Origin of the sequence: Vibrio sp. Vb1980 (genome assembly GCF_033338615.1) — a bacterium.
Taxonomy (GTDB): domain Bacteria; phylum Pseudomonadota; class Gammaproteobacteria; order Enterobacterales; family Vibrionaceae; genus Vibrio; species Vibrio alginolyticus.
The window spans coordinates 1-23,343 of record NZ_JAWOSZ010000013.1 but is presented as its reverse complement, the minus strand read 5'-3'; the positions used below and the strand labels follow the sequence as shown (position 1 = coordinate 23,343).

At 42.4% G+C, this 23,343-nt stretch carries 23 protein-coding genes; 6 read left to right on the top strand and 17 right to left on the bottom strand.

Annotated elements, in window-relative coordinates; all coding sequences use genetic code 11:
* Window positions 1-57: 57 nt before the first annotated feature.
* Window positions 58-1,653 (bottom strand): bifunctional aspartate transaminase/aspartate 4-decarboxylase, encoded by a 1,596-nt coding sequence (locus R7F64_RS17690; protein WP_149192523.1) that lies wholly within the window; start codon window positions 1,651-1,653, stop codon window positions 58-60.
* Window positions 1,654-1,748: 95 nt separating this feature from the next.
* Window positions 1,749-3,464, bottom strand: coding sequence for an aspartate-alanine antiporter (aspT, locus tag R7F64_RS17685; protein WP_318071936.1), 1,716 nt, complete (start codon window positions 3,462-3,464; stop codon window positions 1,749-1,751).
* Between the two features lie 426 nt (window positions 3,465-3,890).
* On the opposite strand from aspT, the gene R7F64_RS17680 reads away from it, so the two are divergent.
* The 6 genes from R7F64_RS17680 (at window position 3,891) to R7F64_RS17655 (ending at window position 12,106) form a co-directional block, all read left to right on the top strand.
* Window positions 3,891-4,103 (top strand): DUF1656 domain-containing protein, encoded by a 213-nt coding sequence (locus tag R7F64_RS17680; protein WP_005377106.1) that lies wholly within the window; start codon window positions 3,891-3,893, stop codon window positions 4,101-4,103.
* A gap of 10 nt (window positions 4,104-4,113) precedes the next feature.
* The gene (locus tag R7F64_RS17675) at window positions 4,114-4,977 is read left to right on the top strand and encodes an HlyD family secretion protein (RefSeq protein WP_005377105.1); all 864 of its coding nucleotides are present in this window, start codon (window positions 4,114-4,116) and stop codon (window positions 4,975-4,977) included.
* Window positions 4,978-4,990: 13 nt separating this feature from the next.
* A complete protein-coding gene (locus R7F64_RS17670) occupies window positions 4,991-6,346 on the top strand; it encodes an FUSC family protein (protein ID WP_053350318.1) in 1,356 nt (451 codons plus the stop codon).
* A gap of 301 nt (window positions 6,347-6,647) precedes the next feature.
* A complete protein-coding gene (locus R7F64_RS17665; protein WP_017821369.1) occupies window positions 6,648-8,303 on the top strand; it encodes a hypothetical protein in 1,656 nt (551 codons plus the stop codon).
* Between the two features lie 210 nt (window positions 8,304-8,513).
* Entirely contained in the window at window positions 8,514-10,553 is a 2,040-nt protein-coding gene (locus tag R7F64_RS17660; protein ID WP_318071935.1) for a carboxylesterase family protein, read from the top strand.
* A gap of 101 nt (window positions 10,554-10,654) precedes the next feature.
* Window positions 10,655-12,106: a phospholipase D family protein gene (locus R7F64_RS17655; protein ID WP_318071934.1), complete on the top strand. Its 1,452-nt coding sequence runs from the start codon at window positions 10,655-10,657 to the stop codon at window positions 12,104-12,106.
* 58 nt (window positions 12,107-12,164) lie between these two features.
* Here the strand turns inward: R7F64_RS17655 and R7F64_RS17650 are convergent, their stop codons facing one another.
* From R7F64_RS17650 to R7F64_RS17580, 15 genes are all read right to left on the bottom strand, one after another.
* Window positions 12,165-13,823 carry an autotransporter assembly complex family protein gene (locus R7F64_RS17650; RefSeq protein WP_318071933.1) on the bottom strand — a complete coding sequence of 553 codons (1,659 nt, stop codon included), beginning with the start codon at window positions 13,821-13,823 and terminating at the stop codon, window positions 12,165-12,167.
* Between the two features lie 335 nt (window positions 13,824-14,158).
* Window positions 14,159-14,623, bottom strand: a complete 465-nt coding sequence (locus tag R7F64_RS17645) for a DUF2846 domain-containing protein (protein WP_005377099.1) — start codon at window positions 14,621-14,623, stop codon at window positions 14,159-14,161.
* A 169-nt stretch (window positions 14,624-14,792) separates the two neighbouring features.
* The gene (locus R7F64_RS17640; protein WP_017634580.1) at window positions 14,793-15,419 is read right to left on the bottom strand and encodes a LysE family translocator; all 627 of its coding nucleotides are present in this window, start codon (window positions 15,417-15,419) and stop codon (window positions 14,793-14,795) included.
* A 326-nt stretch (window positions 15,420-15,745) separates the two neighbouring features.
* A complete protein-coding gene (locus R7F64_RS17635; RefSeq protein WP_042523838.1) occupies window positions 15,746-16,372 on the bottom strand; it encodes a LysE family translocator in 627 nt (208 codons plus the stop codon).
* A gap of 129 nt (window positions 16,373-16,501) precedes the next feature.
* A complete protein-coding gene (locus tag R7F64_RS17630) occupies window positions 16,502-16,855 on the bottom strand; it encodes a DUF1428 domain-containing protein (protein WP_318071932.1) in 354 nt (117 codons plus the stop codon).
* Window positions 16,856-16,952: 97 nt separating this feature from the next.
* Window positions 16,953-17,558, bottom strand: a complete 606-nt coding sequence (locus tag R7F64_RS17625; protein ID WP_053350312.1) for a hypothetical protein — start codon at window positions 17,556-17,558, stop codon at window positions 16,953-16,955.
* Between the two features lie 81 nt (window positions 17,559-17,639).
* Window positions 17,640-17,936 (bottom strand): antibiotic biosynthesis monooxygenase family protein, encoded by a 297-nt coding sequence (locus tag R7F64_RS17620; RefSeq protein WP_025768092.1) that lies wholly within the window; start codon window positions 17,934-17,936, stop codon window positions 17,640-17,642.
* 143 nt (window positions 17,937-18,079) lie between these two features.
* On the bottom strand, window positions 18,080-18,367 hold the full coding sequence (locus R7F64_RS17615; RefSeq protein WP_005377083.1) for a putative quinol monooxygenase: 288 nt from the start codon (window positions 18,365-18,367) through the stop codon (window positions 18,080-18,082).
* Window positions 18,368-18,510: 143 nt separating this feature from the next.
* Window positions 18,511-19,152, bottom strand: a complete 642-nt coding sequence (locus R7F64_RS17610; protein WP_053350311.1) for an alanine--tRNA ligase-related protein — start codon at window positions 19,150-19,152, stop codon at window positions 18,511-18,513.
* Window positions 19,153-19,294: 142 nt separating this feature from the next.
* On the bottom strand, window positions 19,295-19,840 hold the full coding sequence (locus tag R7F64_RS17605) for a GNAT family N-acetyltransferase (protein ID WP_053350310.1): 546 nt from the start codon (window positions 19,838-19,840) through the stop codon (window positions 19,295-19,297).
* 254 nt (window positions 19,841-20,094) lie between these two features.
* Complete coding sequence (locus R7F64_RS17600) at window positions 20,095-20,658, bottom strand: sugar O-acetyltransferase (protein ID WP_005389307.1); 564 nt, start codon at window positions 20,656-20,658, stop codon at window positions 20,095-20,097.
* A gap of 143 nt (window positions 20,659-20,801) precedes the next feature.
* The gene (locus tag R7F64_RS17595) at window positions 20,802-21,215 is read right to left on the bottom strand and encodes an RDD family protein (protein ID WP_053350309.1); all 414 of its coding nucleotides are present in this window, start codon (window positions 21,213-21,215) and stop codon (window positions 20,802-20,804) included.
* A 141-nt stretch (window positions 21,216-21,356) separates the two neighbouring features.
* Window positions 21,357-21,965 carry a pyridoxamine 5'-phosphate oxidase family protein gene (locus R7F64_RS17590; RefSeq protein ID WP_065274601.1) on the bottom strand — a complete coding sequence of 203 codons (609 nt, stop codon included), beginning with the start codon at window positions 21,963-21,965 and terminating at the stop codon, window positions 21,357-21,359.
* Between the two features lie 143 nt (window positions 21,966-22,108).
* A complete protein-coding gene (locus tag R7F64_RS17585) occupies window positions 22,109-22,510 on the bottom strand; it encodes a DUF2007 domain-containing protein (protein WP_005377076.1) in 402 nt (133 codons plus the stop codon).
* A 104-nt stretch (window positions 22,511-22,614) separates the two neighbouring features.
* Window positions 22,615-23,136 carry a GNAT family N-acetyltransferase gene (locus R7F64_RS17580; protein WP_005377075.1) on the bottom strand — a complete coding sequence of 174 codons (522 nt, stop codon included), beginning with the start codon at window positions 23,134-23,136 and terminating at the stop codon, window positions 22,615-22,617.
* Between the last annotated feature and the right edge of the window lie 207 nt (window positions 23,137-23,343).

Below are 23,343 nucleotides of genomic sequence, written 5' to 3'. Positions count from 1 at the left end.
ATTTGGTCGGAATAGCCTCGACAACGCCGAGGCTTATTCTTAATCAGGCTGGATTAATTAGCCTTGGAACTCAGCGAAGTACTCATCCAACACTTTGCGCGTTGCACGACCGATAAGCTCGTATTCGTGGTGAGTAAGGTTTGCTAGCGAAACTCGAACTGATGCATGCACTACATCGAAGCCTTGGCCTGGAAGTAGGATAACGCCGGTTTCATGTGCAAGGCGGAACAGGAAGTCTTTGCCCTTCTCGCTCGCTTTGAACCATTCAACGAATGCTGGTCCGTACAATTTGCCGCCCAGAGTATCGAGCTCAAGCAGTGTGTAGTAGTCCACACGATCTTTGTTTTCTTCAATTTCTACACCCATGTTTTTGTACAGAGTTTTGTAACGCTCGCGAATGATGCGTTTACATGCTTCTTTGTAGTTTTGTTCCGAGTCCATCAAGCAGTTCAAAGAGAACAGCGCCATTTGAACTTGTTGAGGAAGAGACAAACCTGCTGTGTGGTTAAGCGCTACGCTGCGGCTGTCTGCTACGATACGGTCAATAAACTTAATCTCACGAGGTTCCGGAGTCAGTGTTTTGTAACGATCGTCCAACTCAAGTTGACGCGCTTCAGGAAGGCTGCGCATTGCATCGTCAAACACGTTGTTGTGTTGAATCGCAATCGAGCCTAAACGCCAGCCTGTTGCACCGAAGTACTTAGAGAACGAGTAAACACAAAGCGTGTTGTATGGAAGTTTCGCGAACAGTGAGACAAAGTCGTCCGCAAATGTGCCGTATACATCGTCAGTCACAATGAACAGGTCGCTACGTTCGTTGTTCACGAAGTTTGATAGGTTATCCAGAGTTTCATCCGAGAACTTCACAGACGCTGGGTTTGCTGGGTTAACAACACAAAGCAGTTTGATGCCTGTATCTGCAAGCTTTTCGATTTCAGACATCGGCAGTTGCCATGTTGTCTCATCCAGACGTAGTTCAACGATTTCCAGTTCGTATTCACTCAGTTCTGGAATCTCTAGGTACGGCGTAAAGATTGGAGTGATTAGCGCAACCTTGTCACCTTTCTTCAATAAACCGTTGTTGAACATAGTTTGGAACGTGTACGTCATAGACGCCGTACCGCCTTCCGTTGCAAACAGATCGAAGTCTGTTGTCATTGGCATCGGGCCGTACATCTCTTCTGCGATGTACTGCTTCACAACCTTTTCGATGTTCGTCAACATGCGTGGTGGCACTGGGTAGTTACATGCAAGGTATGCGTTAACCAGCTCATTCAAGAAAGCTTGTTTCTCTAGACCCAAACGGTCTTTTGCGTAGCTCAGCGACTTTTCCAAGAACTGTACGCCTTGGTCTTGTTTATTCTTGCTTGCAAACGTATCGAAGCGCTCAACAATGCCCACACCATCTGGAATGCCACCGAAACCGCCATCTAGGTATGAATAAGTGCGCTCGGCTTCCAATATTGCGAACTCACCCAAACGAATGAACGCTTTACGTGGTAGTGTCGCAAGAAAATTAGGATTACCACGACCTGCATCTAATAACGCGCGGTCAGGAACAGTTTGTGCCACTTCAATAAGTTTATCTTTTAATTCAAATGGGCTTAAATCTGCAAATTTTGAAAAATCAATTGTTGTATTTGGCGTAGTCATAATATTTACCTGAATTTATTATTTAGTGAAATTTGGATAATACTTTCCCTACCGCCTATTTAATTAGGCGATAAGCGTGTTCGAATTTATTTAAATTACATGCCTGCGTTTAAAGTAATAATGCCGACAATAATAGGACCCCATAGGGTGAGCAGTACATTGGCGACAGCATAAGTCACGGTGAATGAGAATACTGGCGTTGCGTTACCTGTTTTTTCCATTAAAGCCGCGAATGCTGGGTTCGCACTTCGTCCACCTGTCACACAGCCAAGTGCTTCAACCGGGTTCTTAATCTTCAATACAAAATATGAGAAGAAGAACGAAATAATCTGAGGGATAATCGTTACACCCATGCCAAGGAACAACAGAGACATACCGTGTTCTTTGATGGTGTCGACCGCTTGAGGCCCAGCCTCAAGGCCAACAATGCCTACAAATGCTGCCAAACCGAAATCTCGAATAAAGTTCGCGGCACCCACAGGAAACTGAGCAACATGCGGATTGCGGCTACGCAACCAACCGACGATCAAACCTGAGATCAAACAACCTGCACCAGAACCGATAGTGACGGGAATACCAGCAATCTTAAAACTGATTAGACCAATTAATAGGCCCACCACCATGCCCATACCAAGCACGATTAAGTCAGTCACGTTTGCTGAGCCCATTCGCTGACCAATGTTTTTCTCAACGCGATTGATATCTTTTGCGGTACCTGTAAGCTGGATGACGTCGTTTTTCTTCACCACAAGATCCGGCGTCATTTCAATTGAGTTGCCTTCACGAATATAGTCTGTCACATAAATACCGCGCATAGAGCCTTGGTTCGAAGCCTCTTTAATCTCTTGCAGCGACTTACCAATCAGTTTGCGGTTGTCTGCGATCAGTTGACGGTTTTCTTCTATAACTTCATAGCCTTCTGGAAGTGCAATCTCGTTGTCAGCCAAACCATCTTGCAGCTGATGTACCGCATTACGACGACCTGTTACAACAATGACATCCCCTTCTTTCAGTGCTGTGAATTTGTCCACGTCTAGCACTTTGCCATCGCGTTGAATCAATTCAATACAAGCAGCCAGAGCGTGTTGGTTTAACTGAGCTAAGGTTTTGCCTGCTAGCCCACCATCTTTGCTCACTTTAAATGCTCGTGTAACCAGCGCTGTGACAGCGTTGAACTCACCCGGCGCTAAATCACGCTTACCATTTGAATTTTTCTCTTCTAGCGCAATCGCTTCTGCTCGGATATCCCACTTCATCAGTGTAGGGAATACCCATGTCACCATCAGAATTGGACCAAGCGAACCAAAGATGTACGTAACTGCGTAGCCTACTGCGACGTTGGTCTGCATTAGGTGCTTCGCTTCTTCTGTCACACCACCAAGACGTGCGATCGCATCACCCGCTGTACCGATGATTGCCGATTGAGTCAAACCACCAGCTGCAAGGCCTGCTGCCGTACCTCTGTCTAGATCAAACATCCAAGCTGCTGCTAGTACACAAAGCAGGCCAGACACCGTCATCACTACAGCAGAAAGTAGAATGTTGATGGTTCTAAAGTTCAATGCTCTGAAGAACTGCGCACCACCTTGATACCCTACTGCGTAAATAAAGAGCGCAAAGAAAATGCTTTTTACGCCGGGATCAATATGAACACCAAATTGCCCAATAATTACACCCATTAATAATGTTCCGGCAACACCGCCAAGAACAAATCGACCAATGGTAATTTTACCAACCATATAACCGAGAGAGAGCGTAATAAAGAGAGCAACAAATGGTGCCATGTCAAAAAGATTAGAAATAATTTCCATGACAATTTTACTCTTACTAATAAATATAAAACTCAAATAATCTAACGAATAATCTGTCACTCATATTTGTTGGATTATTTAATTTAAAAAGCATCTCGTTTGCTTCGAAGCGAATATTAGGAACAAAACCTCACAACTCGTAATCCCATTTGAAGGATGAAACCATCACTTCGCATATTCAAAAGCAAAAATCGATCAATAATTGTCGAAAATTTAATAACTTAGCGTTCTGCAATGAACACCAGATAAATCGCAAAATAATTTTATTTTTGTTTTCGCGCTTAAAAAAGCGGTTTGGTTGCATCATTCCCTCTATATAGCGCATAACACCTTTCGTTTGATGGATTAGATCCTCCAAAAGCGATTATCACGGATGCCATCATTTGCCTTATCTTTCCATTCATCAAGTTAATAGAGAAAAACACCATGAACTCAATGCCACATGAACTTGTGTGGGGCGAAGTTTACTTCCCACCCTTGTTGCTGGTTATTGCATTGGCTTACATGCTCACCATTTTGGTCGGAACCGTTGCTACAAAACTGGGACTCCACAAATACGTTGCATTTCCTGCACTCGCAGAGCTAAGCCTAATTGTGATTTTTACTGGCGTTATTGGTCGATTCATTACCATATTTTGAGGCAAATTCCGTGATAAAACGTTATCTCATCACACTGCTACTACTGTGTTCCGCTGGCACCGTGATTTTCAGCTACTACCAATCATACTCTGACAACCCTTGGACTAGAGATGGCCAAGTTAGCGCGCACATCGTTTCTATAACCCCCCGCGTAACAGGACAAATCATCCAAGTCTACGTTGAAGACAATTCGCAAGTGAAACAAGGCGATTTGCTGTTTGAGATTGACCCAAGCATCTATAAAGCGGCGTACCACAAAGCGCTAGCAGCTCAAAAGCAAGCCATTGCATTACTAGCAAAGGCCAAAAATGAAGAGCAGCGAGCACTTAAGTTAGAAAAGCGCACACCTGGCGCTGTACCTGTACTGACATTGAATAACCTAGACAATGCGGTGGAGACAGCCGTTGCCAACGTAGAGCTCGCGAAAGCCAATGTTGAAGAAGCCAAGCTAAACCTTGATTACACAAAAGTTTATGCGCCAACGAATGGTTATATCACTAATTTGAACTTACGCGTCGGCTCTCAAGTCGTCGCTAACTCCCCAGTCGTGGCTTTGATTGATGAAGACAGCTTTTGGATCGAAGGATATTTCAAAGAAACGGATTTAGTTGGCGTTGATCCACAAGATAAAGCCTACGTGACCTTAATGATGCACAATGAAGCTGTGCTGGAAGGAAAAATCAAAAGCATTGGCTACGGCATTGCGAAGCAAGATGGTAGTACTGGTAACGATCTTTTGCCCAATGTGAACCCTAACTTTCAGTGGATACGCTTAGCTCAACGCATTCCAATTAAAGTTAAATTAGATCACTTACCGAAAGATTTTCAACTACGTGTTGGTATGACGGCCTCTATCAAAATCATCAAACAATAATGCGGTGGAATGTATGTTTAATGCCTCAACCAAAGAAGCAATCAAAGCTGCGCTGTCTATCGTTATCGCGATCTGCCTTGCCTTATGGTTTCAATGGGAGAAACCGTATTGGGCAGCGATCGCAGTCGCGGTAATGGCATTAAATGAAAGCTTCGCTCACTCAATAAACAAAGGTCATAATCGCTTATTAGGAACCCTCCTTGGCATCGGTTATGCCTTTTTCCTCATCACGACGTTTTCTCAAGATCGCTTTTTGTTTCTCACCTTCTTCACCTTGTTTTTAGGTGCGTGCATTTTTATGTCGAGCGACGAAAAGTATGGTTATGTGTTCTCTATCGGTTTTGCTGTGTGCTCCATCATCGCATGTATGGGAGGATTTGATAGTCAAGCAACGTTCCACTTCGCTGTTCTTCGCATGCAAGAGACTATTCTTGGTGTGATCACGTTTTCTGTTGTGTACCGATTAGTCTGGCCAGTCAGTACAGAACAAAACTTCATTCAACGTTTTGAGACCAGCAGAGAGGCGATGCTTAACGCTATGAAATCGCCCAATGATACAGATATTGAAGCTCTTGAGACCAACAGCGCCAACATAGAAAAGTTATTCCAACTGGTCGGCTTACCACTTACTGGCAGCTACCACTTGAAAGAACATCGTCAGCTATGGCGTGCGCGTTTAAATGAGATGGCACAAATCCAAGACCGATTGCTAGAACAAGCAGATAAATCGCAAAGTCGTGAGATCGATTGGCCAACGCTAACGCAGCAACTTCAAAGCTTTGATATTAAAAATCCAAGTACGTCTCTCATCGGTCACGTTGCTTGTGTCATGCAAAGAGAGAAAAACACAGTTTGGCATCACGAGCATCGAACGTTTATCCAGCATTTGAATGAAGACGGCAGAAAGGTATTGCAAGGTGTATCCATGTTCGTCACTTCTTTGTTGATCTGGATTTATCTGCCCGTACCCGGAGGTTTCATTTTTCCGATGCTAGCTGGCGTGTTCTCTTCAATCGTTCCTACTATGCCACCAAGCATTATTAAAGATGCATTTTTTGGTGTGATAGGCACTGGCACGGTGATTCTATTGCAATACATTTTCCTAATGCCAATGATGACCGAGCTTTGGCAGCTTGGGCTATTCTACTTCATCAACATCATCGTAATTTGGAAGGTATTTTCCACACCAAAGCTGATGGTACACAGAATTCTAGGTATTAACTTATTGGTTGTCTTGACATCAGGAGCACTCAATTTAACCCCAGCATATCGAATTGAAACGCCCTTGCTGATGCTGGTAAACATTATGATCATTTTGATGATTGCCAAGTTGTTTACTGATCTGTTCCGTGTTCGCGTCACGGCCTAAGCGTCACCTCCGTTCTTGAAACTAAAGCCCCGCATTGCTTTTGCTCTGCGGGGCTTTTTGCTTTGTTCACTGCCCTATTCCTGCCTCACCCATAAAGCGAGGATAGTATCCATCAAAAGCGATTAACGGAATCTCTCTTCACCTCATAAAATCCTCTCATTGATTCACGAAATGCAATCGAAAACTCTGCATTCACAACGTCAATCACAGCAAACACATCTATCTAACTGAACAAGAAGTTCAGTGACACATTAACTGTCTGAGTCTCGAAGGTTTGAGACTATTCAGAGTGGAAACTGTCATGAGTTTTTTTGAATTACGCGCCGGCAAGACGTCTTCTCTTACTGTGCTCGCGAGCGCACTAATGCTTACTACCCCCACTTTTGGCTTCGCCGCTGAAGAGACGACGACCTACAACGAAGTAATCGAGCAAGGCCGAGCGCTGTTCGACAAATACGGTATCAGTCATGATTTACCAAAACTGGCCATCAGCTCTCTAGTTCAAGGCGAGCATTTGGTCGAGCATGCCCACCGAAGTGTTAAAATCGGTGATAGCGTTCGCGATTCGTCCGTCTACTTGGTTAAGAACACCGATAACAAAGGCAACATTGATCTGCGTATCAAGTACAACCCTGAACAACTCGATGAAAATGAAAAAGTACTTGATGAGATCGAAGCTTTCACACGAACAGAATACCGCCTTCGAAACTACGCGGAGAGTTTTGATCCGTCATCAGTAAGAGCAAAAGAGGATCAGAACGGTAATGTGATCATCAGTTTTAATTACTCAAAATACGGTCTTCCTCAAGATATCGCCTACTTTCGCTTTTTAAGCGTTGATATTGAGTTGGTTAATGGTGAACCGAAACGTATGGTCATTACCAACGATAAACCGTTCACACATCACAACTACCAAGTGGATTCTTACGATCAAGAGATCCTCTTCCAGAAGTTAACATCAGGCAAAATTGCGATTGCCAGTAAAAACACCAAAATAGTTGGTTCAAAGAAAAATAAACCCCTCGAAATGATGAGCAGCGTAAAACCGGTAGCGATTTATGAAGATAAGCTTGGCGTGCAAGTACTAGACGAAAAACGCTTGAATGAGGTCTCTGATCCACGCATGCAAGAAGCCAGTGTTAAGCTAGACCGCGTTTTTCCTTTAATGGGTGATATGGTTCGTCGTCAAGGTATCGATTTGCCTCTGCCGTTTGGTGTGTCGCTAGCGTATCGAAATCAAGATATGAATATTCCATTTAATGATTTCACGATTGAAGGCATCGGCCTTAATGAACTGTTTGATCCAGAAGACAGTGTCGGCATCGTCAGTGCTGAGAGCATGACGCTTCGTGGCGATGTAAACATCCTGCCATTTTGGAATGTATTTGGTTACATCGGAAAAGTTAATGTCGATGCCAATGTTGATGCCGCCTACACGGGTGAAGGTGGCCAGTACATAAAAGATAAGCTGAACGATAAACTGCCAGGATTAGGTGATAAGTTTTGCGATGGTTTATCTGCACTTTGTAGTCGTGGACGCTTAGACGTGCCGCTGCATTTGGAATATGACCTTCGTGGTATAGGTACAACCCTTTCGGTTGGCTATAAAGAGTTCTTTGCTTCTGTCACTGGTACCTATTCGCAAACTCGCTTAAAGGGCTTAGATGATTGGGGCGATGGTATTGTTACTGTACAGCCGATGTTGGGTTATCAACTTGTCGATTATCGCACGCAGTTCTTTGTCGGAGCAGAATATCAAGGACTGGACGCTCGAATGGACGGGCATGTAAAAAGCGGTGATATCGAATTCGATTACGACATTGGTGTAGATCTTAATCAATGGGCGTTTTTGACTGGTTTCAATAAGCAAATCGGCAAAAACTACAACCTGACCTTTCTCTATAACAAAGGGGAAACTCGAGAGTCAGTAACCTTAAATCTTGGTTACCGTTTCTAGCTCTCATAAAGAGCCCGCCCTTATACGATGGTAGGACTGCATCCTACAAAGGCGATTACTGAAACTGTCGCCGATGTCCTACCATTTGAGCTATCAATACAACAAGCCATCCAACCATTCACGGATTAATGCCAAAGCGTCAGGACGTCGCTTGTTAGATGCCGTTTAACATTTTCGGTGTACGCACCAAATGACTTTTTGGACATAACAATGACTTTACTCAATCGCTCAACTTTAGCCATTACCATCACTCTTGCCTTAGCAGCTTGCAGTGATGACTCTGGTAAACCTAGCGTTCCTAACGGCCCGAAGCCACTACAACCCTTACCACCAGAGCAAATCGCTTTGGAAATTGGCGATGCAACCATTCAAGCGACCAAAGAGTCCCTTGTCATCACGCCTCTTGCTGCGGATGAAAAACTGGCAGCGGTAGAGGCGTTCAAAGGTATCCAATTTGCGCAAGCAGACCGCTTTCAGCACAGCATTGCGATCCCACTTGAAGGCGATATTGATGCGACTCAGTTCGGTGATGCGTGCCCGCAGTTAAAAACCACGGCACAAACGCAATCAGAAGATTGTTTGAACCTAAACATTTGGCGACCAGCAGGGACAGAAGCGTACGCAGATTTGCCAGTGTATGTCTTTATTCACGGTGGTGACTTTGAATACGGCGCGGGCTCAGAACCGCTGATTCATGGTGATATGGTGGTTGCACAAGGTGCTGACGATGGTAACCCGTTTATTGCAGTTACTTTTAACTATCGCTTGGGCTTGTTGGGCAGTGTTTGGGTCGATGGTTTGGACAACCCAGAGGGCGGTAACTTTGGCCTAGGCGATCAAAAACACGCGCTTGAATGGGTTCAACAAAACATAGAGGCATTCGGCGGCAATCCGCAAAACGTGACACTCATGGGTCAAGGTGCGGGTGCCATGTCGGTGGGAATTTTACAGCAATCAAAAGGCGATGCTGCAATCGCAGGTGAGCACTTTCAACGTGCCATCATGCAAAGCAACGCTTACGGCTTTGAATATAAAAGTTACGATGTTGCCAAGAGCCAAAGACCAGAGCAAAGCGTTGAAGATCTTGCGTTCCTACCACTTGAAGAGGTCATGAAGGTACAGAGCGAGATGCTTGACCCTATTCAACGTCTTAAGAACTGGGTACTGACCGCCGCGAATATTCCGGTTATAAGCCCAACACGCGACAACAGCCCATTAGCTACGTTGATGCCATTTTCGCCTTACATCGAGCATCGCCCACCAGCGTTTCTAGTGAAAGAAGTTCCAGGCTATCACTTTACTGAACAAGCGATTGAGAGTGAATGGATCGTACCGACGGTAATTGGCTCTAACAGTGCAGAAAGCAATACTCTGGGCATGCTGCCGAGCCTGACATTTTTGATCCCAACTATCATTGAAATCTTGAGCCAAGAAGCGCCAGAGATCATTGAAAGTGGTGACGAAAACTTAATCGTCGAATACATGGTGGAGTGGCTAGAATCGGAAACGAACGTAAACCGTTTACGCGCTGAATATCGTTCATTACTCAGCGATTCAGCTTCAATTGAACTCGATCTTTCTGACTTATTGGGACTGCTGCCTAGCACCGCTTATGAGGCGATGACTAAGTTGTTCTTCGGTTTGGGGAACTCCGATTCAACCACGGAGTTACTTGCTCTGGCTGACTTCTTCCCTAATGGTGAAAGCGAACTGAATGGCGCGGCCAAAAACATGCAGCAATTCAAAACCACGTTGCATGATTTGCTCTTCACGGGTCCAAACCGTCATAAAGTTTCAACTGAAGAAACAACAGGAGCAACGCCAAGCTTCTACTACTTTGACTACACACCTGGATTCAACGTATGGACTTATAACACAAAAGGTGAAAATGGCGATCTCGACGTTGGTGATTTACTCAAAAGCATCAGTTGTATTGTGGGCGCTTGTAATGCATCGGAATTACCATTTGTGTTTAATAAAGCGTTAAAGCTTGATGGTTCAAGTGCTCGCCCAGGTAGCAAAGACAAAGCAATGATGAACGAGCTCTCTCGTATGTGGTTTAGCGAACGTTTATTTGAGGACTTCCAATACAACAGCGCGACTGATCGAGTATTGCTGATCGATAACGATGGCGGTATTCAGTCCACACAAGACTGGGACAATGCTCATCACTCAGGCATCGATCCAAAACTGCGCCAAGGTCGCCTCAACGGTCTCGAGGAACTTGGGTTAATTCTTAGCCACATGTAACTTCATCCTCAGCCACTAAAAACTCGTTACCGAATACCTAAAAGCCAGTTCGCTGGCTTTTTTCATCCTTATTCCTTGAACATAATTAGGAAGGTTTACTCATGTTTCCTAACGCCCTTCGTGCTCTGCTACTCTTTATCTTCGGCGCGCTGTTGGTTGGCTGTGCCCAGCCCTACCCTCAAGTTGAACCTGATTTTGAAGCCAATTGGCAAACGACTCAGCATCAAGCCGATATTTACTTAATTCCTACCGCTCCAGAAGCCTTTGCTCGTCGCGTTGAACTGGTTAGAAATGCTCAGCAAAGTATCGATATGACATACTTTTCTTGGGAGAATGACACGCTTGGTTTGATGCTACTCAATGAACTCAAACAAGCAGCAGATCGAGGTGTGCAAGTTCGACTCACTCTCGATGATTTATTGGTGTTTAACGAGAAATGGCTTGCTGATCTCAGCGCTCACGACAACATTCAAATCCGTTTATTCAATCCGTTTGATTCACGTAAGTCAGGCTGGATTGGTCGCGCCGTCAACTTCTCTACTCATCAACAACGTTTGGACAATCGGCTACACGAGAAGTACTTCAACGTCGACCATCAATGGATGGTTCTAGGTGGACGCAACATTGGCAACGACTATTTTGGTTATAGCCGAAAAGCCAACTTCTTCGATATGGATGTGTTGTTTAAAGGCAGCATTATTCGAGCGTTCGACCAAAACTACCAACAGCTTTGGGACAGCGAGCACGTCACGCCAATAGAAAACATGGTTAAAGTGAGCCAAAACTATTCAGCGTTTGCTAAAGCACTTCATAAAGGTAAGAAAGACAGAACCATCATTCTGGCTGAAGTTGAAAAGCAGGTAAAACAACTGACCAGTCCCGACTTCATCACTGCGCAAGTCACCCCTGTTTTCGACTCATTAAACAAGTTAGAAAACAACAAGCCCTACTTTAGAAAACGCGCAGAACACCAAGTTTGGCAACAAATAACCTCTGCATCCAAAGCAGTGATATCAACGCCTTATGTGGTACCAAGTGATGGTGAATTTGCCTTTATTGATACCTTGATGGAGCAAACAGCGGACATCACGTTAATGACGAACTCGTCTGCTTCTAATGATTCTGGCTTTATTCCGGCTTATTACGAGGAACATCGCCAAACCCTGTTGGATAAGGGCGTTCATATACTTGAGTACAAAAACCAAGCGAAAAATGATGACCATTACTTCCATGCGGATACTTATTATCACAACAAGACGGTGATACTCGATGATCGGCTGACTTATATCGGCTCATCAAACTTCGATCCAAGATCGGATTTCCTCAATGTGGAATTTGGTGTGTTGGTCCAAAGCAGAGCCTTTGCAGAACATGTCATGCACTACTTAACTCGACAACAAGATGAACTGTTTTGGCGAGTATCTCGAGATGGACAAGGCCAAACTCAGTGGCAATCAATGAATGAGATCCATACTAAGAATCCAAACTATGGTGGATGGCATAAGGCGCCTAACTGGATATTCAAGAAACTGAATGGTGAGTTCGAACTCTAAACAATCAAGACTTAAAAAGGCTCTCTATCTGCAAGGATGAGAGCCTTTTTAATGCCCGCTAAAACTGCGTGCCTAGTGAGAAGTGAACGCGGAATTGTTCTCCTTGCGGAGCATCTAAACCATAAGCAAAGTCCACTTTGACGGGCACGTATTTTGAATTCCATATCAAACTCAAGCCTGTACCACTTTTCCAATCCACCTTATCGTTGAAGGCATCACCAACATCATAAAATGCCCCAAGCCACAATTGGCGGTAGACCTGATATTGATATTCCAGCCCAGCAGTAAACATGTAACGAGCACCGGTTAAATCGCCATTTTCGTCTCTCGGAGAGATGGATTCATAACCATAACCACGAAGATTGCCATCACCTCCCGCAAAGAAGCGTAACGAGGATGGAATATCGCTCAAAGTGTCAGCGACATTAATACCGACATTAGAACGAAAGTGAAACTTGTGTTTTTCACTAATATCCCATGACAGAACACTATTGCCCTCAATACGCAGCAAACGAGAATCGGAGAAAAAATTAGGGTCTGAGTATTCCAATGAGTAAACGTGACGGTGCTTTACTTCTAATTGATCGTTCTTGCGATCAAGCAGTGAAAATGTCACCCCCGGTAATAACAACTGTGATTCGTCATTCTCCGACGCTTGTCGATAACTTTCTTGCAAATAACGAACGTGCATGGTGCTTTGCCAATCACTGTCTAACTGCCAGTGTTTTTCAAACGATAAATCATTAGAAAAACTCGATGTGTCTCGATAGTCGACATGCTTAGATTCAAACTGAATCCCGTAGTAATCCGTTAGAACATTTTGGGTGGGGATTTTGTAACCAAGTAATAGCGATTGTTCCGGTTTGGAAGCGTACGCTTGTGCCTCAAAACTGTGTCCACGTGCGTTGTACCAAGGCTTGGTCCAGTTCAGCGAAGCGCGTAATCCCAAGTCTGTCGAATACCCTCCACCGACTTGCACAATATTGCGTGAATTCGGCTCTGCGAGCACTTCTATCGGCACCTTATGACCATCGGATATCTCCTCGAAATCCGCTTTCACAATCACACTGCGAAACCAATCAGTACTGGAAAGATCGGCCTGATATTGACTCAATTTCAAAGTATCAAAATCGTCGCCCCACTCAAATGTTCTCATCGCTTCTATTCGTGCCGTTTCGATACCCGACGTAAGAACAGAGAGTTCTCCAAATTGGTAACGAGAACCACTAGAGAAATGCAGATTCACATGGGCTTGATTCAAACTGGGAATGACTTCCAAAGACGATTCAATAAAACGCCCATCTAAATAACCTTTTTGCTGAGCCAATGAAATCAAGTTTCGCTTTAACGTATCGTACTCAGAATGAAGCAACGGCTGACCTTGTTTAAGTTGAGCTTGATTAATTAATTCGATGAAATCCTGATCATTACTGGCCTCTCCCGACACAGCAATATTAGATTTTTTGACCAACATAACCTCCCCCGCGTCAACCTCAAGCGTGATGAGATCATTCTCTGATCTCTGAACATTGAGCTCGGAATGATAGTAGCCATAAGGGTTTAACGCATTATTAACCATCTTCGTTAGTCGATTTGAGGTAATGTTTGAAACAGAGAGTTTCGTTAGTGGTGTAAGGTGACTTTCAAGATTTTTCTCTAATATTGGTGTTAGCCCTTTGATTTTAAATTGCGCTCCGAGTGCATGATGTAAAGGCATAGAAGCTAAAACTGATATACCTATTATTTGTTTAATGAGAGGAGACTCACCGCTACCTAGTTTAGCAATACACTCGACAAGGTTAATGATGGAATGGCATATCAGTTAATCGCGTTTGTAGGATTGCTCCCTACGAAATCCTCTCGAAAATTCACGTTTCACAAGTAGATACTTTGAACGATAAATTGGCTCAAGCTAGGAGGTAGCAAATCATGCGGTCTGAAATAGGTATACTGTTTGCCAAAAATACAAAACCCAACGCTGAATGGATCTCATCAAGCGTTGGGTTACATTGATAATGTGTTTTTTAATCTAAAAAGCGTCTGTTAGTAAAACTAGATCGAAGAACAGTTTCCTTTTTCTGCCATGTCGACTTTTAGTACTTCTGCTTTACCTTTGCTTTCGTCCACGAGTTCTACGCCCGCACCACCAACAAATACACCCATTTTAATGTATTGATTAACGAAATAATTACGACCCTCTTCCGTTAAGATAGTTAAGTGATTTTCAGAAAACTCAGACTCTGTACTTACTTGATGTTCTTTATTGCCTTCGACCTCATGGTAGAAAAACACACCAGGAGCGGTTTCACCAATACATTCTCCATCGACGTAAACATACTTTTTAAGTGCTGCTCCGACAAAAGCATCTTCTCGGTAAATGTAAATCCCTGCGTTCCCCTTTTGAGGTGCTTCAAATGATTTCATTTGATTTGATACTGTCGAATCAACAGTAGGAACAGAAGCACAACCTGACAAACCCAAAAGGAATGCGGAACACAGAATTACTTTATTTTTCATGTTATTAACCTAGCTACGATAAAATCGCGCCAACCATACTATAAATAAATACGTTCACTTATTGGTATTTTTGAAATTTGTGATTCAACCTATGCAATAGCACTCATTTAACGTATAGATTGAGCAAACATTAGCGATATAATAATCACGAGAATAAAATGCCCTGTATCTAACGATCACTAAATGCCACTTTACTCGCTAGACTGATAAGTAGAATACCTGAAACACCTTCAAGAGTTCTTGAATAACGCTGAGAGTGTGGACGACTAAATACCCAATTACCCACAGATGCGTACAAAACGTTACATGTCGTCGCAAGTACGCTGAACAGCAAGCCAAGTACTAATAATTGCATTGATGTTGAGCTTGCAGACGTATCAATAAATTGAGGCAGAAATGATAGGAAGAATAGCGCTACTTTTGGATTCAAGACGCTGACGATAACTCCCTGAACAAACACATTTTTATTATTATCAACATTTTTGTTTTCAACGATTTTACTTTCTCCACGCCACATGGACAGTAATGACTGAACACCTAAATAAACTAGGTAAGCGGCCCCTAACCATTTAACAACGCTAAAAGCCAAAGATGAACTCAGAATTATTGCTGACAAACCTAAACATGCCGCTAGTGTATGAAAAAAGTAACCAACACCAAGCCCCAGAGCCGCTTTCAGCCCAGCAGATAATTTACCTTTTATTGTATTGGAAACAATATAAATTACATCAGGTCCAGGAATCATGTTGATAGCGAGACAAGCGACAACAAATAATAATAGTGAGTTTGAATCCATTCTTTTCTCCAAATTAACGTCTTGCGGATAACATTTCATCGAACTACAAGTAATGCAACGTCCAGGTTTCAATTGGTTATATTTAGTATTAACAACACGTTACTAATACTACAGCACTGCACGAAGAGCACAATCATGAACAGTGATACGAATTAAATTATGGGCCTTTGTTAGCCCTTTGAATGATAATATCTAGCATCGTTTGGTTATAAGCTTTTTCCAGCCAGAAGCTCTTATGGAAGTTAACATATCGGCTATTTAGTATACTTAATAGACCGTCAAATCAGATAGATTATCTATTCTTATTTCTTCAAGCCTTTTGTGCTTCATTTTCCTGCCTCACTAAGCAGCAACTTAATACTTGCTACACCAAAAAATAACGCGAACACGCCTTCAAAAACTGCTTTGGATCTGAGATAGGTTTGTCTGACCTTTTTATGCGCGAAAAGAAAAGCATAGCCAAAGAAAACCAAAGCACTAACCAGCCCCACAACAAAAATGACCGACAACAATTCCAACGGACTGGCCTTAGGAGGAACCCCTATCGAATAAAGCGCACCGAAAAACAGAATAGCCTTTGGGTTAGTTAAGTGAATTAACACTCCGGTTAAGTAGTTACCCTTCTTTGTCGTTACGTATGTTTTGGGTAACTTTAGCTGCTCGATGTTGCAGGCAGAATGTACGGACTTTAAAGCCAAATATAAAAGATAAAATGCCCCACAATATCTAAGAATTTCAAAAAGCCAAACATTGCTATAGAGTATGGTTGCGAGACCAAAAGCGGCTGAGGTTGACCAAAATAAAGACCCCGTTAAAACACCTGCAGCCAAATACCCACCAAAGCGCCGACCGTGGTTCATTGACGTGCCTGCTATCGCAAGAGTTGCAGGTCCGGGGCTAGCGATGGCAGCGATAGCTGATACGACAATCAGTGAATAATTTATCTCTTCCATTTTTACTCTAAGCCTCCAAATGGAGTTTTATCAACACTTATCGCGGAATACTCTATTGAACGTACATCAGAAGCGTAATACTGATTAAAACACCAAGTGTCACGAATCGAGTTGAGATTCTTTGGTATTTTACTGCTCCAAAATAACATCAAATCCGCCATAAATGAGACGCTTTCCATCAAAGGGCATTGGGTTATTATCTGGACTCATTCGAGGATCACCCATGATCCGCAGCCACCCTGAGTCTCGAACTTCTTTTGAAGGCCAGACTACCCACGAAAACACAACGGTTTCGTTGCTTTCAGCGTTAACTGCCATGGGAAATGATGTGATCTCACCATCTGGTGCTTCACTCCCCCACGTCTCAACAACCTTTAAGGCCCCAAACTCCCTGAACATTTCTGCTGCTATTTTTGCGTGTGCGATATACTTTTCTTTATTCGCTGTCGGCACTGCAGCGACAAACCCATCAATGTATGACATAAGTAAACTCCTTTCATTGGAGTTATAACCATAGCTCAATAAAAAGAATGCACATGATGCCAAACCATAGAAGCAGGTACGTAATACAGCTTGAGAGCTACATACCTAGCTTGGACTTTATATGCATATTTGAAAGGTATGTGTTTGGATCAAGCTTGGTTAGCATATTTATAATCTCCAAAACACTCGAATACTCAATACGTTCCTCTTCAGCATGCCCGATCCCACCTATTGTAAAGTGAGTAAAGCGGTAATCACGATAAACGTTTTGCAGCTGGCTAGAAATATCTTTGAGTAATCTTTTACTGAGGGTGAATGCAGGGTATTCACTACTTTCTGAAAGCTCGGCTGTAGATCCAATAGATACAATATTGCATTTATCGTTAAGTGAACCTAAAGCGTTAAGTTCATTGACTAGATTAAGAAACCCAATCGGACCAACATTCATAAACTCAATCAGTTCGTTTGTTGTCAATTCTGAAGACTCTCCCCACATGGACGCCAAATAAACTATGATGTCAAACTCTACACCTTTGAAGCACGTGTAATCTGGTTTTTTATCGGGATCAACGTCAATACAAACAGAAACTACTCCATCCTCAACTAGCTTTGATCTAGAAATCGTATAAATTTCTGTACCCTGTAAGTTCGTAGCCAAGAACCTTCCTAGCCCCTTACTACCTCCAACAATTAAAATCTGCATAACCCCGTTCCTTCGTTAAGGTTGTCTTTCATATTATCCGCCAAACTGTGCATTAGGCATCACTTTAACGTTTCTGTTGCCCTACTTAGTTCTATCTTCAATTTCATCGAATGGTTCAACTGAAATACGCTCTGCAATTTCACTCATCTTCTTCATTTTTTCTGGGTTACTAGTTCCCCAAAACCGCTCCCAGTCTTCACGTGTTCGCCACTTGGCAATAGTTAAAACCTTTTCCGGTACATCGTAAGAACGAAGCATAAAACTACCAAGTGCCCCATCTACTGACTGATGAATTGAATCTGTCGTCGAACGCCATATATTTTGAAACTCATCCATTTTTTCACTTGGCACACGCCATTCATACACAACTCTAAACATAACACTTCCATTAAAATTTCTAGATTTAATACGGCAAAGTATCAAGAACACTAAGCCAGGTTAATAGATGAATAAAGCAACATAGCAGAGCGTAGAGCAACCTAAAAAACAAAGCGTAAACGCTCTAAATCACTCCGATTCGATTAGTCATGCACACATTCAAAGATTTCGTATTGACGTTTAACATTGGCTGTTACTTTTCCCCAATGTGAGGCTTGAACTCTTTCCTGATGTTGCTTAAAAGAGGCTTTGTCGACGAACTCCTCATAGACATCAAAACGAAAAGGATTAGTCGAGCTTTGAGTCACAAGAAAAGTAAGGCAGCCCGGCTCTTCTAACGTGAGCCTTTTGTGAGTTATTAACGCATGTTTTACTAATTCTAGATCCTTTTCCGGAACTAAAATAAAGCCTTTCAATGTAACTTTCGACATATCATCCTCCCGCCCCTATCGTGTAGCGTTTCGTTAAGAAGTAGCCAACACGCCCTCAATCTCAACCATCATATCGCAAATGTGAATCTCACCATGAATTAAAATGCCACGTGTTAGGAATCTATTTCTAATGCCCTATCGACCTACGAACATAAGGTTATCTCTACCCTTTCTTTGCCTTTACCGATGTTCTTGCGTTTTAATTGAATTTGGCCGACTTCTGATGTGCGCTTTAAGTGAGTGCCACCGCAAGGCACTTGCGCAAACCCATCCACTCTCCAATACCTTCTTTCACTCTCTTGATCGGAAAAGTCACTAATAATGACTGAATCAGAGTTAATCAAATCTTGCACATCAGTTTCAATTTCTTTCAATAGCGGGCCAATACTTTCAGACCACTCGAAATCTATGCGACTCTTATTTTCAGAAATATGCGCGCCTATCTTAACAATGCCTTCCCGACGCTGATAAAACATCTCGAGCACCACTTCAGCCGCAAAGTGTAGCTTCATTAAGGCGTATCTACGCTTCCAATCAATATTCGTAGTTACAATGTCACCAAGAGTAAAATTTGGAGAGGATTCCAATGTGTAAATAAGTCGAACACCTAACTTTTGAGCAATCAAAACCGGAATACCATTAATCGTTCCTTTATCACTCTCTTGGCCTCCAGACTCTGCAAAGAAGATAGTCTGGTCCAATTCAACCTTATTTCCGTCTACATTGCTCACTCTTGAGTTAAGTTCTGTTTGGTAGGGATTAACCCAAAATAATTTCTCGCTCATGCTGCTATCCTTGCAGTAAGTCCTATCTTTGATAGTACATTCAGTGACCACCAAGTCAATTCAAGAAACCTCACCGTCAAATGTAAGGCTGTGTATAGAGCACGAGCAGGCTAGACCTATTAGATGCGTTTAAGGCCGGATACTAAACGCTGTCTAAGGGTTTAGCTAACAACCCGTAAATTGCGGAATCTGAGACTACTCCATTCACTTCCCAACGCTGCCTTAGGAAACCTTCCTTTATAAAACCTAACCGTTCCAAGACTTTACCTGAAGAAGCATTGTCTGGATCTATCTCAGCCTCGATTCGACGTAGATTCAGTGTTTTGAATGCGTGTTCGATTAATGCAGTTCCCGCCTCTAATACAATGCCTTTACCCCAGAAATGACGACTCACGCCAAAGCCAATTTCTGCGCGCCTAGACTCTTTCACGTGATTAAACAGCATTATCTTACCCAGAAGTTGGCCATTGCTCTTTAGGAAGATGCCTAGTGTCACTTCTGTATTCCTATTCATGGCCTGTGTACTCTTGGCTATAAATGTCCGCGCTTCTTCAATTGAAACCCAAGGGCCAGAGTTCCAATATTTCATGACCTCATGGTCTGAGAAGATGTCAAACAATTCGCTTGCATCATCTTCAACTAGCTCTCTTAAAATTAATCGTTCCGTTTCAATCTTTGTTACTAACATTTTGGGGTCAGCCTTTTGGTTCGTTATTGGTGACGAAAATCCAATAAAAGTGTGAGACACGTAATACAAATGATTTCGTATGAGACTTTTAAACAAGCTCAACGTACGGCAAAAGCGCCACGTGTAACGATTCTATATTGAAGCAAATTTTAGACATTCAAGTGCGTCAACAAGTAACCGCTGAACGCATCAAAGCTTGGGGGTGAGTTGATCATAAGTCCTAAACTCAGGCTCAAAATAGTCCATATACTTTATTATCGCTTAGTGACGATTTCCTTCAGTACTCTGGCTGGGTTGCCACCAACAACGACATTGTCTCCAAAACTCTTTGTAACGACTGCGCCAGAGGCTACCACCACGTTGTTCCCAAGTGTTACGCCAGGGTTGATTACGGCATGGCCACCTATCCAACAATTGTCACCAATGTTTATGGGCTTTGCTAGCTCTAAACCACTGTTCCTCTCGATAGGATCTAAGGGATGAGTCGCAGTATAAATGCCAACTTGAGGCCCAAGTAAACAGTTATCACCAAACTTAACTTCCGCAACATCCAAAATCACACAACCAAAATTAGCGTAAAAATTATCTCCAACGTGAATGTTGGATCCGTAGTCGCAATTGAAAGAAGATTCAACATGAATATCGTCACCTGTTGTGCCGAACAGGCGCTTAGTGATTTGAACTCGCTTTTGTTTATGCTCAACAGAGGTGGCATTCAATTTTTCAGTTAGTAACCTAGCGCTCAACCTTAACTTTAATAACTCTTCATCACTTGGGTCATAAAGCTCACCTGCTAACATTTTCTCTTTTTCTGACATAAAACTTGGACTCCAATACCAATTTTCTTACAACGCTACATTAAGTATGTGAGTAACGCTACCACCTAAGCAAGGCTGTTCCGCCACGAAAACAAAGCCCGACTTGAACCCAAGTCCTCAGCGTTAACAATTTTTTCAACAAACTAGTGCACTACCACCACCGTTCTCACTAACTTATCACCGAGCCGTTGCCTCTTTTTACCAAGAATGAAAATTGAGTCAATAAAACCTAAGAATGGAGTAATAACATTTCGAAAGAGCGACTGAAAAATATTGCACTTTTTACCCGTTCTTGCACTTATAACTGCAATGCCCAAAAGTTTTTTACCCACACTTTGACCATTTGGTAAACAATCAGAAAAAAGGTAATACGATACAGTCGCAGTTACTGCTGTAGCGCGCACAAGCTCTTTTTCAATACCGATTTTTAAGCCGCCCCATAAAACGAGCGTAAAAATGCTAAAACTGACAAAAAGATCAATCATTTGTCCAACACACCTAACTCCCGGACTAGCCAAAACGTAATTTTCTAGAGTAAATTTTCCTGCATTTTTCATTTTAAAATTTGGACTAACAATTGTTTATTTGTGAACTAACGCTATTGAGACAGTAACATCCCCACTAAACCTAATCCATACTTCCGTAAAGCACGGTCGAACCTGATTTTGCTATCTTTTCAATATATTACCACGCTCGTTCTAAAGGCTAGATTGGTAATATTTCAACATCTCTTCTTGATTAAGCGCTTTACTTTCTAACTTTTGTTGATCTTTAAAGATTTGAGCTAATGAAGGGAGAATTGAGCGATTTACTTTATAGTCATCAGACCAAAGTTTCCCTCTCATCACCGCTTTCGCACAATGAAAATACATACTCTCTATGACTATTTTGATAACAACCTTAGGATCTTTACTTCCATCGGGGCAAGCAGATATCAAGTTGGCGTCGGTGTGAATACTTGCGATTCCTTTAATACGGAGCACTTCATCAATACCATTTACCATCAATAACAACCCTACCTTGGGGTTACTAATGATATTTTTTAGACTATCGATACGATTGTTCCCCGAGCTATCAGGGAGCAACAATGTTGATTCATCTAAAACTTTTACGAAGCCAGGCTCTCCTCCTTTAGGAGAGAGATCGATATACCCTTGTGAATCAGCGGTACTTAGAACTGCAAAATGGCAATTATTAATTAATGTAATCGCATGAACATCCAGCACAGGCAGAGCTTTATTTTTAGCTCTCGCACTTGGCTCTGCGTAAATTTCTTTTAACTGCTCTATTGTGTTAATTTCACTCATTCAATGTTATTCCTTCACTATCGTATAATACTTTGCTTGTAAGCAAGCAGTAACTCTGACTTCTTGTATAGGCACTCGACCTAACTCATCGTAAAAATACTACGAGTACAAGTTATCTCTTTAATGCCTTGTTATCTAAAGATTTAAAGTTTTTCACTAAACTCCCCACACTGCTTACACTTATAACCATGCTTGTAAAAAAACAGTGGAAAACCCAGTAAAATAAAAACTAAGAAAGCTGGGCGTTTACCTTTTGTAAATGCAAATAGATCTTTACTACCACATTTAGGGCAAACGTCTTTTTCTTCATCAACGTCAACTTCATTTCCCAATGATTCTGAGAAATCGCTACTAAGTATTTGTTTCGCATCTTCTGCATCACTTTCGGCCACCATCAGACGGACGCCGCCTATTGCATTTGAATAAAGCCACTGAGTATTTACCGTGTGCTCGTCAGCGATGTAACTTTCTATTCCGACACTATCTAGGCTTGCTCTCGCAATATGAGCTTCATGAGGAAAAGAAAACCTTGCTACTACAATCACATATTGCTCCTTGTGGGAAAGCGCTCCCGTAAGGTATAAGAAACGCTAATTGGAAATGCTATGTGTAGTATTTCTTTTTGAACAACTTATTAGCCCACTACAGACTAGTACATATACCCTAACCAATCTATATGGCCAACAGCCCAAGTTTTGCCGCTGATAGGTTTAACATATAAATCATCTAGTTGCTCTACAGCAACACCGTAATTTTTATGTTCATGAACGCGCAACCAAGAACTTAGAGAGTTAAGGCGCTGATAACCATTAGCCACATAAAAACGCTCCAAATCGGAGACTAAAATGATGAAGTCGACATCTTTAGTGGACGCATACTCGCTGAGTTGAGACAACATTGTTGTGCCAATACCTTGTCTTTGAACTTTGCTCTCGACACAAAAGTCACTCACACCTAATACTTTATAAATTTCATCACCAACGCGAACAACTCTGTAGTCTAATCCCATGTAACCAACTAACTGATCACCTTCGTAATTCAGAACTCTCATATGCGGGAGTTGCTTATAGTAAGAGCGAGTAACTTGGTGTTCAGGAAACGACTGGTTTCTAAGAGCTTCAATTGCATTATGCTGCGCTTTAGATAATTCGATTTCTGGGTAAATATCCATATTTGACCTTTGAGTATTAATGACCTTTTGGAGTTGAGCAACGCAATACCGAACCTTCCGCATACCGATTTAATCACTGAGCTCAACGCACAGTTAAAATGCCACGCGTTGCGAATCACTCTTAAACAGTTTGTATGGATAATAAGTACTCCAATCGGGTAAGGTGAGACCCAGACTTTAGCTGCAACTAAAGTTCTTCTATCTGGT